A 13,150-nucleotide genomic window follows, 5' to 3' on the forward strand; every position below is an offset into this window, starting at 1 on the left:
GTCATGGCTTTGAAAGATGTCGTATCGGGAACACGAAACGAGGCTGGCATTGCCGCTGTTCTGACGGTGCTGAAGCGCGATCTCGGCGAAAAATTCCAGACGGGCCAGTCTTTCCGCGAACAGCACTCCCACACTACGACCTATCTGACGACCCAGCTTCCCGATGGGGTTGCCTTTGTTGAAACCGCCGACGACGTTAAGACGGTGGTAAAGGCGTGCGCGGAGCACAAGGTGCCGGTCATTCCCTTCGGAACGGGCTCTTCGCTGGAGGGCCAGGTCAATGCGCCATCCGGTGGCATTTCCATCGATTTCAGCCGGATGAACCGAATCATCGAGGTCAATGCCGAGGACTTGGACGTGACGGTCGAGCCCGGCGTCAACCGCGAGCAGCTCAACACCTATCTGCGCGATACCGGTCTGTTCTTTCCGATCGATCCCGGTGCTAATGCCTCGATTGGCGGCATGGCATCCACGCGCGCATCCGGCACGAATGCGGTGCGTTATGGCACGATGAAGGACAATGTGCTGGCCTTGACGGCTGTCACTGCCAATGGTGAGGAAATCCGTACCGGCAGGCGCGCGCGCAAATCCTCTGCCGGCTACGATCTGACGCGGCTTTTCGTCGGTGCGGAGGGCACACTCGGTGTGCTCACATCCGTTACGCTTCGTCTTCAGGGCATTCCGGAGAAGATCGCCGGCGGTGTCTGCACTTTCGAAACGATCAAGGCCGCCTGCGATGCGGTGATCATGACGATCCAGATCGGTATTCCGGTGGCTCGTATCGAGCTGCTGGACGAGGTCCAGATCCGCGCCTGCAACGCTTATTCCGGTCTGGGATACGAAGAGAGACCGACGCTTTTCGTCGAATTTCACGGGACGGAAGAAACGACTGCGCTGCAATCGCAGCAATTTGCTGAGATCGTTGCGGAATTCGGCAGCACGGATTTCAAATGGACCGGTGACGCGCAGGAGCGCAACAAGCTGTGGAAAGCCCGCCATGATGCCTATTGGGCATCGCGTGCGCTCGCGCCGCATCTCGACGGCCTTTCGACCGATGTCTGCGTTCCGATCTCGCGCCTGGCCGATTGCGTCGTGGAAACGCAGCGCGACATCATGGAAAACAACATGCTGGCGCCGATCGTCGGGCATGCGGGCGATGGCAACTTCCATGTTCTCGTGCTTTTCGACGGCAAGGATCCAGACAGTGTGGCGAAAACCGAAGCCTTTGTGGCGCGGCTCAATCGTCGTGCGCTGTCCATGGATGGCACCTGCACCGGAGAACACGGAGTGGGGCAGGGGAAGATGAGTTTTCTCGAAGAAGAGGCCGGTCCCGCACTCGATACGATGCGCGCCATCAAGCGGTCTCTTGATCCGGATAATATTTTCAATCCGGGCAAGCTCTTTCGTCTTTGATCTGGTTAGAGAGCAAAGGGCTTTCGACCAAATGATGCTTGCCCTAGGGCGAAAAACCGCTAGTTTTCAGCGGTGATTATGGGAGACGACGGGTCGTGCTCGGACGCATATTGGTTTTTCTGGGCGGACTGCTGGTTGTGGCGCTCTTTGCGGCGCTTCTGATTCCCTATTTCATCGACTGGACCGACTTCCGTCGCGACTTCGAAGATCAGGCAAGCCGCATTCTGGGCAAGAAGGTCGTGGTGCACGGACCGGTCGAAGCCCGGCTTCTGCCTTTTCCATCGGTGACGCTGCATGATGTGAGAGCAGGCACCGACGCCGATGGCTCGCCGCTCATTCAGGTGGCACGTTTTTCCATGGATGCCGAACTCGCGCCGTTTCTTTCAGGAGAAGCGCGCATCTTCGACATGCGTATCGAAGAGCCAAAAGCGAAGATCCGGCTGCTGAAGGATGGCACGCTGGACTGGATGCGTGGCGGCCGCGTCGAGATTCCGGCCCGCACCGTGGTGCTTGAAAGCGTCAACATCGAAGACGGGCAGATCGAGTTCATCGACGAGCAATCCGGTCGCAACCGCACCATCACCGGGCTGAATGCGGCGATGTCGGCAAAGTCACTCGCAGGGCCGTGGCGGGCTGAAGGTCGGGCCGCGATTGATGGCCACGCCGGATCGTTTTCGCTTTCAAGCGGCGAGCCGGACCCGACGGTCGGCCGCATGGGACTTCGCCTGCGGCTGCAGCCGGATGAGTATCCCGTCGAGATCGATCTTGATGGCGGCATTGGCGCGACGGCTGGTCGTCCTGTCTATAGCGGTTCCTTCGCCTTCAATTTCCGCCGTGACGACAATCAACAGCAGAAGGGGCAGCAGAAGCAGGATCAGTCGATCTTCTCGGCACCGCGCACACGCGGCAGCTTTGAACTGACCAACGGGCGCCTGCGCATTCCCAGCTACCGCATGGAGCTGGGCGCCATCGACAATCCCTATATCGTCACCGGCGAAGCCACGCTCGATACGGGTGCGGCGCCTGAGTTCCTGCTGACCGCCGACGGGCAGCAGATCGATTTCAACCGCTTGACGCCGGTTCCGGTCCCGTCCAGCGGCAAGACATCCCGCGTACCGACAGTGTCGGTGCGTCAGCGTATCGAGGCTTTTGCCGATCTGATTGCGCGCATTCCGGTGCCGCAGGTGCCGGGTAAGGCCAGCATCAGTCTGCCCGCGCTCATCTCCGACGACACAACCATTCGCGATATTCGGCTTGATGTGCGACCTGACGGGGCAGGGTGGCAGGTGGTGAATGCCGTTGCCGTGCTGCCAGGCCGCACACAGTTCGAGGCCAAAGGCTCGCTGACGCTGACTGATGGCCCCGCCTTTAATGGTGATCTTCTGGTTGCTTCCAACCAGCCGTCCGGCCTTGCCAATTGGCTGACGGGCAGCGTCGATCCGGCAATCCGCCAGCTCAACGCTGCCGGCTTCTCATCAAAGGTCTCGCTGACGACAAAGGCGCAGCGCTTCAACGATCTCGAACTTGCCATCGGCCGGGCATCTTTGCGCGGCAGCCTGCTGCGTCAGACGACGGATAAGGGGTCGAGCATCGATGTCGATCTTGCCGGAGACGAGATCGATCTCGACGCGCTGAAAGCGCTTGGGAGCCTTGTTCTTGGCGATCCGAATGGCGCATCCGTCTTCGATGAGCGCATCGCCGCGAAATTCAAGGCCGACCGTTTCAATATGGCGGGTGTAACGGCGAACAAGGTCGAGACCGCCTTTACGGTGTCGGACGGCGTTCTCTCGCTCGATACGATGACGGCTGGCGATATTGCCGGTGCCGAGGTGCATGCCAAGGGACAGCTGCAAGGAACACTGCTGAAATATGGCGGCAAGGGCAACATCAATCTGCGCGCCGCAGACATGCAGCCAGTGCTTGAACTGATCCGCCAGAAACTGCCACACCATCCGCTGCTGGATCGTCTGGTGAGAAGCGCTCCCTGGTACGCCAATTCGGATGTCACTGTCGATCTTTCCGTCGATAGCAACAGTGGCGGTGCCAATGCCGCCGTTTCCGGCACGATCAATGGCAGCCGTCTCTCGGCGGTTGCCAAGTTGCCGGACTTCTTCTCGATCACGGACGATACCGCGCTGACGCTGGAAGCGGTTCTCAAGAACCAGTCGACTGCGATCCTCTTCGGCCAGGCGGGGCTTGATCCGCTGCCTTTCGATGCGGATGGCGAAGGTCTGCTTTCGGTCAAGCTCAATGGCAGCCTCGGTTCTGCGATGCAGACGGATTTCCGCTTCTCCACGGAACGCACCCACTTTACGGCTGGCGGCAGCTTTTCGCTTGCGCCCGAGACCTTCGGTGAAGGCAGCGCCGATCTCGCGCTCGAAAGTGCGGATATCGAGCCTTATCTTATCATGAACGCCGTTGGCTTGCCGCAGCTTGGTGGCGGGATGTCGACCAAGGCAAATGCCAAGCTTTCCGTCGACAAGGAAAAGGCCACTTTTGCCAATCTGATTGGCCAGGCCGGCGGTAACGCCTTTTCCGGCAATGTCGCACTATCGCGTGCAGCGCCCTACAAGGTGACAGGCGATATCTCGCTTGCGAGCGTCGATATGGCGTGGCTGGGTGACGCCATGTATGGACCGGTCATCGATCCGGAAAGTGGCGGGCTGAACGCCAAGCCGGTCGCGCTTCCGTCCTTCCCTAAGATCGAGGCCGCACTGTCCGTCAAGGCGGCGAAATTTGAGGTCGGCCCCTTCGGCACCGTCACCGGATCGTCCTTCTCGATGACCCATGGAAACGGCACGCTGTCGCTTGATAATATCGCGGGCGACTGGATGGGCGGCAAACTGTCCGGAAGAATGGCGATGGCGACGGGCGAGGGGGCTGGAATCTTCCGCACCAAGCTCGCCATCTCCGGGGCCAATCCTGAAGGCATCATCTGGAAGAGCGGCAACAGCCCGGTGTCGACGGGCCGCTATGCGGCTGATGTGACGGCCGAAGCAACCGGCAAGAGTGTCCGCGAATTGCTGACATCCGCCAGCGGCTCAGGTGAAATCCGCACCAATGATCTGGTTCTGCGTGGCATCAACCCGAATGCCTTCCAGCCCTGGCTTCAAGCGGCTGCTGGCCTGCAGGGCAATATCGACGCGGCAAAAGTTCGCCCATTGGTGGATCAACAACTCTGGCAAGGTGACGTTACGCTGGGTCAGATCTCCATGCCGTTCACCATCAGCGATGGCAGCCTGAAGATGCAGAATGTCACGGCATCCACAGACCAGTTGTCCCTCAAAGGTGATCTGTCGCTGAATATTGCCGATGAAACGCTGACCGGAGGTCTTGAGCTCGACTACAAGCCGGGCATCGAGGAGCTCGCCGGTGCCACCCCTTCCATCCGGCTGAACTATGTCGGTCCTCTGGCGCAGCCAGCTTTGACGACAGATGTTTCCGGTCTCACCGGCTATCTCTCTCTTCGCGCCTTTGAAAAGGAGCGCCGCCGTGTGGAAGCGCTACAGGCGAGCGTGCTGGAAAAACAGCGGCTACGACGCGAGGTTGCGCTTTATCGCTTCCAGGCGGCGGAGCGGCAGGCGGCAAAGGAACGGGCAGAGGCGGAGGAAAGAGCAAGGAAGGCGGAAGAGGAACGGCTTAGGGCTTTGGCGCAGGAGCGTCTGCAGGCGGAGAAGGAGCAACAGGAGCGGTTGCAGCGCCAGCAGCAGACACCTGAGGCGACGCCGACGCTCAGAGTTCCGCCGACGCAGGATGTGATCAGGCAGTTTTCCGATCCGTCGAACGCATCCCCACCTCAATAAGGAGGTGACGCTTGCTGCCACGCGTCAGTGTTGGGCAAAGTGGGGTGGCTCGTCTACTTCTGACTCTTGAGCCAGATCAGCACATAGACCCTAAGCGCCGATGACAGGTTGCTGCTTTCCGATCTGTTGTCATCTATCTCCGCCAACAGGGACGCGAAGCTCATCTTCCGCTTTTCCGCAATCGCGCGGAGTTCGTCCCAAAACGCATCCTCCAATGAGATGCTTGTGCGGTGACCATGAAGAGTCGTGGAGTGCTTGCGTATCAAGGTCGCTGCTTTCCAAGCCGATTCAAGAGGGTGCCAATCTGATTCATTTTCTGCCTGCAAGTCCATGAAATGTATAGGAGCTTGCGTTCGATAACGTTGTTATGTGTCCTCGGTTCCACCACTTCTCATCCAGGATGAGCGATATCGAAAGAGAAGCTGAAAAAAGTCCGATGCTGTCGACACCATCCGGAATGTCGGGTGGGATACGCGTTTTGGTGTGTGGTGAGAAGCTCGGCCCCGTGCGCGCGCTAGCAGAAAGCATCACAGCTTCGCGATCAAGAGGGCAGGCGGCATACTGCCTTCAATGAACGAGGTGCTTAAAGCGCCTTGCGTTTCTGAATCGACGCATCGTGCCTTCCGAAAATCGAGTCCGATTTTCGGGCCGATGCTGCGAACCCGAGTTCGAGAACTGAATGCGGCAAAGCTTTTGGAGCGACGTTGCTGTGAGGTGGTAGGCGAAGATCTTGGCTGCGGAACCTATTCGGACTCGTCATCCCGACGATCAAGCTTGCCTTGGTCTAGCTGGCGCTCAGCCTTGTTATTCAAGGCGGTTGTCAGAGACTTTTCGGATTTCGTTCTGCCAAATGACAGGCGGTTTTGCTCCGCCTGTTTTTCCTTCTCGGAGCGCGCCTTCTGCTTGCGAAACTGGCGCAGGTTGACGACATCACCCGTCATGAGGCCCTCTCATTGGTCAGCACCGCGTTGAGGACAGCGCCAGCGCCTTACTTGTTCTTGCGGAAAGCATCCAGAGAGACGACCGAGCCGGCCTTCTTTTCTTCGTCCGTCTTCTTCTCTTCAGAAGGCTGAACCTTGGCTTCAGCGGGTGCAGGGTAGGCGGTGATTTCCGCTTCCTGAACCTCTTCCTCTTCGGCCAAAGGCACGTCGAATTCGAGTTCGAAGTTGACCGACGGGTCGTAGAAGCCACGGATGGCGTTGAAGGGGATAACGAGCTTTTCAGGCGTGTCGGAGAAGGACAGACCGATCTCGAAAAGGGTTTCGGTCACCTTCAGGTCCCAGAACTGGTGCTGAATGACGATCGTCATCTGCTCGGCATACTTCGCCTTGAGATGCTGCGAGATCCGCACACCCGGCGCGCCGGTGAGGAACGTGATGAAGAAGTGGTGATCGCCCGGCAGCCGGCCAGTGGCCGCAACCTCGCTCAGAACCTTGCGGATAACGCCGCGAAGGGCATCCTGTGCGAGAATGTCGTAACGGATATGATCCTGCCCCATACGGTCCTGTCTTTCCTTATTCGAACGTCTTTTACCTGAGTATACGCAATGTCTTAGTGCGCAGCAACGAAAAAGCCTTCATCGCCTGCAGCATGTTTTAGCCTTCAACCGCGGCAAATATATGCGCGATCTCAAGCGTACCAGAAGCGAGTCAGGCGCACCATATAGCGAATTTCAAGAGAGGGGAGAAGGTGGAGGTTTCTGTTGCCAGGTACCTCCGAACCCCGCCTTACGGGGCTAACCGTAAGGACTTAGAGCGGAATTCCCGCACCGCCATTAGGCAGCGAGAGCGTATTCCTTAGCGTTGTTGTCATTTGCAACTACACTTGTGACCCGATAACGGCGGTATCATGCCGAGCAAAAGTTCGATCTTTACGCCCTTGTCGATCCTATTTCGCCCCCATCAAAAGCCGGCCTTTTCTCAAGAAGCCGCCGGTTTTTGGTGGAGGCGCCGGGTACCGCCCCCGGGTCCAATAGGTTTATTCCATCGACCGTTTATCGCCATAGCCGGATTTGCATCCGGCAGAGGTCATATAGGCATTTCCGCGCGCTGAGGAAAGAGGCCTTGTGACATTTCGGTAAAGGACTTGCCCGCAGATGGTTGCATGAGATTCTTGACGCGGTTGCAGGCTTGGCACATCTTCTCCCTGAAGTGGCCGTGGATGCGATCTGGCTGCTCAACATGGAGGATGAGGACATGACGGACTATCTTGCAGATGTGAAGAAGTACGATGCCGATGCCGATGAAGGTGTGGTGAATAAGATCGTCAAATATTTGGGTATCGCGCTTCGCAATCGCGACTCGGCGCTGGTGTCGTCGTCGGATCCGGAGGAGCTTGCTCGGGTCAAGAGCGGATGGTGCGCCAAGAAGCTCGGCGTCGATGGCGCAGAGGCGGATGCCGCGATTGACGCAACCGCCAACGCGATGGCGGCAGACCGCAGCAAATCCCGTGTGACCTTCTACTACCTCGTGGCCAAGCATCTCGGAAAGCTTGATACGGTCTAGGCGCAAAAGTTGTGACGAACCGAGTCCATCGATTGGTTCCGCTGCCGGGAAGGGGTATAACAACCCCATAGAGACTCGGTGGCGGAATGACATGAAGCAATATCTCGATCTTCTTCGGCATGTGATGGAAACGGGCAGCGATCGTGGCGATCGCACCGGTACGGGCACCCGCTCTGTCTTCGGCTACCAGATGCGTTTCGATCTCTCAGAAGGCTTCCCGGTGCTGACCACCAAGAAGCTTCATCTGCGCTCCATCATCCATGAGCTGCTGTGGTTCCTGAAGGGCGACACCAACATCGCCTATCTCAAGGAACACGGCGTGACCATCTGGGACGAGTGGGCGGATGAGAAGGGCGATCTCGGGCCTGTCTACGGCGCGCAGTGGCGCTCATGGCCCGCACCGGATGGTCGCCATATCGACCAGATTCAGCTTTTGATCGAAGGCCTGAAGACCAATCCCAATTCGCGCCGTCACATCGTCTCTGCCTGGAATCCGGCGCTGGTGGACGAGATGGCGCTTCCGCCATGCCACTGCCTGTTCCAGTTCTATGTTTCGGATGGCAAGCTCTCCTGCCAGCTCTACCAGCGCTCGGCCGATATCTTCCTTGGCGTGCCGTTCAACATTGCCTCCTACGCCCTGTTGACGCTGATGGTGGCGCAGGTCACGGGTTTGAAGCCTGGTGATTTCGTTCACACGTTGGGTGACGCCCATATCTATGCGAACCACTTTGAGCAGGCGAAGTTGCAGATGACGCGGACGCCGAAGGCCTTGCCGACCATGCGGCTCAATCCGGATGTGCGGGATCTGTTTGCCTTTAAGTTCGAAGACTTTACGCTGGAGAACTACGAAGCTGATTCAAGCATCAAGGCGCCGATTGCGGTATGAGTGAACCCCGCATCATTCTGATCGCTGCCGTGTCCCGCAACAATGTTATCGGGCGCGAGCTGGACATGCCCTGGAAGCTGTCTTCCGATCTCAAGCGCTTCAAGGCTGAGACCATGGGCAAGCCGATGATCATGGGGCGCAAGACGTTTCTCTCCGTCGGCGAGCGGCCGTTGCCCGGTCGTCCGCATATCATCGTCAGCCGCAACCCGGATTATCGCCCTGACGGCGTGGAGGTCGTTTCCTCGCTTGAGGAAGCGCTGTCTCGAGCAAAATCCAAAGCTCGAGAGCTTGGTGTGGAGGCGGTTTATGTGGCCGGTGGAGGCGAAATTTACCGCCAGGCTATGCCCTTCGCCGATCAACTTTCCGTCACCCATGTGGAGGTCGAACTGGATGGCGACACGTTTTTTCCGGAAATCGATCCGGCCGTTTTTGAGAAAACCGACGAAACTGCCCTGCCAGCCGGGGAAAAAGACGATTACGCCGTGCGTTTCGCAACCTATCAGCGCCACGGTGCGGCAAAGTGAACTATTTGGGTCGATCTGGTATTAAGTTACCGCCCCTGCGTTGAAACAGACGCTTCGCCTTCTTATAACGAGGACGATATTCCCGCCGGCATCGCAAAAGCGCGTTGGAGAGGGAGCGGGAAAGTTTTTATAACAAAGAGGTATGAATGCCCTGGAGCAATCAGAATGGCGGCGGTGGCCCTTGGGGCGGCGGCGGCGGTAATAATGGCGGCGGCGGAGGAAACAACCAGGGTGGACCTTGGGGACAAGGGCCAAACCGGCCACGCGGCGGTGGCGGAGGCGGCGGTAACGGCAATGGCGGCCCGCCCGATCTGGAAGAAATCATCCGTCGCAGTCAGGATCGCTTCAAGCGCATGCTGCCGGGCGGCTTCAATGGTGGCGTCGTGGCCATCCTTGTTCTCGTGGTTCTTGCCTTTATCGGCATTCAGTCCATCTACACCGTCCAGCCGGACGAGCGCGGCGTAGAACTTCGTTTCGGCAAGCCGAAGAACGAAGTGTCGATGCCGGGTCTCCATTATCACTTCTGGCCTATCGAGACTGTCGAGATCGTCAAGGTGACAGAGCAGCAACAGAATATCGGTGCACGTGCGACGTCTTCGTCGGCTGCCACCGGCGTGATGCTGACCGGCGACCAGAACATCGTCAACGTCCAGTTCTCGGTTCTCTATACGGTCTCCGATCCGAAATCCTATCTCTTCAACGTCGATACGCCGGCTGAAACCCTTCAGCAGGTGTCTGAAAGCGCGATGCGCGAAGTCGTTGGCCGCCGTCCGGCGCAGGATATTTTCCGTGACAATCGTCAGGCGATTGCCGCCGATGTTCGCTCCATCATCCAGGCGACGATGGACAGCTACGGTGCCGGTATCTCCATCAATGCGGTTGCGATCGAGGATGCGGCACCGCCGCGCGAAGTCGCCGATGCCTTCGATGAAGTGCAGCGTGCCGAGCAGGATGAAGATCGCTTCGTGCAGGAAGCCAACCAGTACGCCAACCAGAAGCTTGGTGCGGCACGCGGTCAGGCAGCCCAGATCGTCGAAGAGGCGAACGCTTACAAGAGCCGTGTCGTCAACGAATCTCAGGGTGAGGCTCAGCGCTTCATCTCGATCTACGACCAGTACCAAACGGCACCGGAAGTGACCCGCGAGCGCATGTTCATCGAAACGATGGAGCAGGTCCTCAAGGGTTCGAACAAGATCATTATCGATGAAAAGCAGGGCGTAGTGCCATATCTGCCTCTGAATGAAATGATGCGCGGCAATACCGGCGCAGCACAGCAGGGAGGCAACTGATATGAGCAATCGTCTTACGGCAATTCTCGTTGGCCTCGCGATCCTGTTCTTCCTCGTCTACTCCTCGGTCTTCGTCGTGAATGAGCGGCAGCAGGCAATCGTCGTCCGCTTCGGTCAGATCCAGGATGTGAAGACGCAGCCAGGCCTTTACTTCAAGCTGCCATTCGCCTTCATGGATGCCGATCGCGTTCAGTATATCGAAAACCGCGCGTTGCGCTTTGACCACGACAACATTCGTGTTCAGGTTTCGGGCGGCAAGTTCTACGAAGTCGATGCTTTCGTGGTCTATCGCATCACCGATGCACGTCGCTTCCGCGAAACCGTGTCGGGCGATCAGCTCTCTGCTGAAACGCGTCTGCGCACGCGTCTCGATGCATCGCTTCGCCGGGTCTACGGTCTGCGTGGCTTCGAATCCGCTCTGTCGGATGCCCGCGCATCGATGATGCAGGAAGTGCGCGACGATCTGCGTCCTGACGCCGAGTCGCTCGGTATCAGCATCGTCGACGTCCGCATCCGTCGTACGGATCTGACGCAGGAAGTCTCGCAGCAGACCTTCGAGCGCATGAAGTCGGAGCGTCTGGCGGAAGCCGAACTGATCCGCGCCCGCGGTAACGAAGAAGGCCAGCGTCGTCGCGCTATCGCCGATCGTCAGGTCGTCGAGCTTGAATCCGATGCCCAGCGCCAGTCCGAAGTGCTGCGCGGTGAGGGTGATGCCGAACGCAACCGCATCTTCGGTGAAGCCTTCCAGCGTGACCCGGCCTTCTTCGAGTTCTACCGCTCGATGACCGCCTATACCAACGCGCTGACGGGTAACGGTACGACCCTGGTTCTGTCACCTGATTCGACCTTCTTCCGCTATTTCAACAACATCAACGGCACGCAGCCGCAGGGTGCAGCACCCGCAGTTCCGCCAGCGCCTGCCACGGCGCCGGCACAGGCGCCAGCGAACTGATTGTTGGATATACGAGATTGAAAAGGCCGCCTTGAGCGGCCTTTTCTTATGGAAGAAAATAGGTGTGATGGTCAGGGCTTTACGATAGGCCTTCATTTGCAGTGGAAGGAGCGCGAAGATTCGCGTGCTCTTCACGAAAAGGTTTTTCACACTTCATCATTCCGCCTTATGCTTGGCTACTAAAGCTTGAGGCTACTATTTGCAGATGCGAGGACGCTTGATGCCCGTGACCCGATTTTCGCCTTTCCGCAGCAGCGTTGCCGGTCTGGCCGCCTTTGCCATCGTGACCGGTGGTGTGGCTGTGCCGGTGGGTGCGATGGCGCAGACCAATGGGCCAGCTTCCGTTGCCGATCTCGCGGCGCCGCTTCTCGATGCGGTGGTGAATATTTCGACATCGCAAAGCGTGAAGGCGGAGGGCAAGGGTCCGACGCCACCGCGTATCCCGGATGGTTCGCCATTCCAGGAATTCTTCAAGGACTATTTCGACAACCAGAAGCCCGAGAGCGGAGAGAAGGTCAATTCGCTAGGCTCCGGCTTCGTCATCGATCCGGCGGGTTACGTCGTCACCAACAATCACGTCATCGAAGGCGCTGACGATATCGAGGTGATCTTCCCCAATGGTACCAAGCTCAAGGCAAAGCTCGTGGGAACCGATACCAAGACGGACTTGTCCGTTCTGAAGGTCGAGCCGAAAGCGCCGCTGAAGGCGGTGAAGTTCGGCGACTCCCGCACCATGCGCATCGGCGATTGGGTCATGGCGATCGGCAATCCTTTCGGCCTCGGCGGATCTCTGACCGTCGGCGTCGTCTCGGCTCGCGGCCGCAACATTAATGCCGGTCCCTATGACAATTTCATTCAGACCGATGCCGCCATCAACAAGGGCAACTCTGGTGGTCCGCTCTTCAACATGAAGGGTGAAGTCATCGGCATCAATACGGCGATCATTTCGCCGAGCGGTGGCTCGATCGGTATCGGCTTTGCCGTACCAACCGAGCTTGCGCAAAACATCGTGCAGCAGCTGATCGAGTTTGGCGAGACGCGTCGCGGCTGGCTTGGCGTGCGCGTTCAGCCCGTCACCGACGATATTGCCTCCAGCCTTGGCATGGACACCGCCAAGGGCGCGCTGATTTCAGGCGTTGTGAAGGGCGGTCCGGTTGAGAACGGGCCGATCAAGCCGGGTGATGTGGTGCTGAATTTCGATGGCAAGCCGATCCAGGAGATGCGTGACCTGCCGCGGATCGTGGCCGAAAGCCCGGTGGGCAAGGAAGTCGATGTCGTGGTGCTCCGCGACGGCAAGGAGGAGACGGTCAAGGTCAAGCTCGGCCAGTTGCAGGATAGTGCCGAAGATCAGCAGCCCGGCGCCGGCAGCGACGACGCCATGCCTGAAGATGGTGAGGGTGGCGAAATGACCGCGCCTGATCAGAAGAACGGCGAAACCGAGCAGCAGGCGCCCGATACACGCGAGGCAGCGCAGACTGTGCTCGGCATGAACCTCGTGACGCTGACCGACGAGTTGAAGAGCGAGAAGGGCGTCGCCGAAAGCGTTGAGGGCGTCTATGTGGCAAGCGTTGCGCCCGGTTCCATTGCAGAGCAGAAGGGCGTCAAGGCGGGCGATGTGATCGTTGAAGTCGGCCAGGATTTCATGGAAGTCCCCGGCGACGTGATGGTGCGCGTCAACGGCCTGAAGTCTGCCGGACGCAAGAATGCGCATATGATGATTGCCGACGCGCAAGGCAATCTGCGTTTTGTCGCGATACCGCTGGAATAGTCGGCTCCACG

The 13,150-nt window shown here is 58.5% G+C and carries 11 protein-coding genes and 1 other RNA gene; 8 read left to right on the forward strand and 4 right to left on the reverse strand.

The window, feature by feature from the left end:
• The first annotated feature begins 3 nt into the window (after nucleotides 1–3).
• Together PVA19_RS09640 and PVA19_RS09645 are read left to right on the forward strand one after the other, a co-directional pair.
• Nucleotides 4–1,413: an FAD-binding oxidoreductase gene (locus tag PVA19_RS09640; RefSeq protein ID WP_274102210.1), complete on the forward strand. Its 1,410-nt coding sequence runs from the start codon at nucleotides 4–6 to the stop codon at nucleotides 1,411–1,413.
• Nucleotides 1,414–1,508: 95 nt separating this feature from the next.
• A complete protein-coding gene (locus PVA19_RS09645) occupies nucleotides 1,509–5,216 on the forward strand; it encodes an AsmA family protein (protein ID WP_274102211.1) in 3,708 nt (1,235 codons plus the stop codon).
• Nucleotides 5,217–5,269: 53 nt separating this feature from the next.
• Here PVA19_RS09645 and PVA19_RS09650 read toward each other — a convergent pair whose 3' ends face one another.
• The 4 genes from PVA19_RS09650 to ssrA form a co-directional block, all read right to left on the reverse strand.
• Entirely contained in the window at nucleotides 5,270–5,482 is a 213-nt protein-coding gene (locus PVA19_RS09650; RefSeq protein WP_062426641.1) for a ribbon-helix-helix domain-containing protein, read from the reverse strand.
• A gap of 477 nt (nucleotides 5,483–5,959) precedes the next feature.
• A complete protein-coding gene (locus tag PVA19_RS09655; protein ID WP_274102212.1) occupies nucleotides 5,960–6,157 on the reverse strand; it encodes a DUF4169 family protein in 198 nt (65 codons plus the stop codon).
• A 47-nt stretch (nucleotides 6,158–6,204) separates the two neighbouring features.
• Nucleotides 6,205–6,714, reverse strand: coding sequence for an SspB family protein (locus tag PVA19_RS09660; protein WP_062426554.1), 510 nt, complete (start codon nucleotides 6,712–6,714; stop codon nucleotides 6,205–6,207).
• A gap of 190 nt (nucleotides 6,715–6,904) precedes the next feature.
• Nucleotides 6,905–7,277, reverse strand: a transfer-messenger RNA (tmRNA) gene (gene ssrA, locus PVA19_RS09665).
• Between the two features lie 134 nt (nucleotides 7,278–7,411).
• On the opposite strand from ssrA, the gene PVA19_RS09670 reads away from it, so the two are divergent.
• The 6 genes from PVA19_RS09670 (at nucleotide 7,412) to PVA19_RS09695 (ending at nucleotide 13,139) form a co-directional block, all read left to right on the forward strand.
• Nucleotides 7,412–7,720, forward strand: a complete 309-nt coding sequence (locus PVA19_RS09670; RefSeq protein ID WP_274102278.1) for a DUF2853 family protein — start codon at nucleotides 7,412–7,414, stop codon at nucleotides 7,718–7,720.
• 91 nt (nucleotides 7,721–7,811) lie between these two features.
• A complete protein-coding gene (locus tag PVA19_RS09675; protein ID WP_062426556.1) occupies nucleotides 7,812–8,606 on the forward strand; it encodes a thymidylate synthase in 795 nt (264 codons plus the stop codon).
• Nucleotides 8,603–9,130, forward strand: coding sequence for a dihydrofolate reductase (locus tag PVA19_RS09680; protein ID WP_274102214.1), 528 nt, complete (start codon nucleotides 8,603–8,605; stop codon nucleotides 9,128–9,130). The genes PVA19_RS09675 and PVA19_RS09680 overlap by 4 nt, the downstream gene beginning before the upstream one ends.
• Nucleotides 9,131–9,276: 146 nt before the next feature.
• Nucleotides 9,277–10,419 carry an FtsH protease activity modulator HflK gene (gene hflK / locus PVA19_RS09685; protein ID WP_113177649.1) on the forward strand — a complete coding sequence of 381 codons (1,143 nt, stop codon included), beginning with the start codon at nucleotides 9,277–9,279 and terminating at the stop codon, nucleotides 10,417–10,419.
• A gap of 1 nt (nucleotide 10,420) precedes the next feature.
• A complete protein-coding gene (hflC, locus tag PVA19_RS09690; RefSeq protein ID WP_113327924.1) occupies nucleotides 10,421–11,371 on the forward strand; it encodes a protease modulator HflC in 951 nt (316 codons plus the stop codon).
• Between the two features lie 220 nt (nucleotides 11,372–11,591).
• Nucleotides 11,592–13,139 (forward strand): Do family serine endopeptidase, encoded by a 1,548-nt coding sequence (locus PVA19_RS09695; RefSeq protein ID WP_274102215.1) that lies wholly within the window; start codon nucleotides 11,592–11,594, stop codon nucleotides 13,137–13,139.
• Nucleotides 13,140–13,150 lie beyond the last annotated feature (11 nt).

The organism is Agrobacterium sp. CNPSo 3708 (assembly GCF_028674915.1).
In the GTDB taxonomy this organism is placed as follows: Bacteria; Pseudomonadota; Alphaproteobacteria; order Rhizobiales; family Rhizobiaceae; genus Agrobacterium; species Agrobacterium cavarae.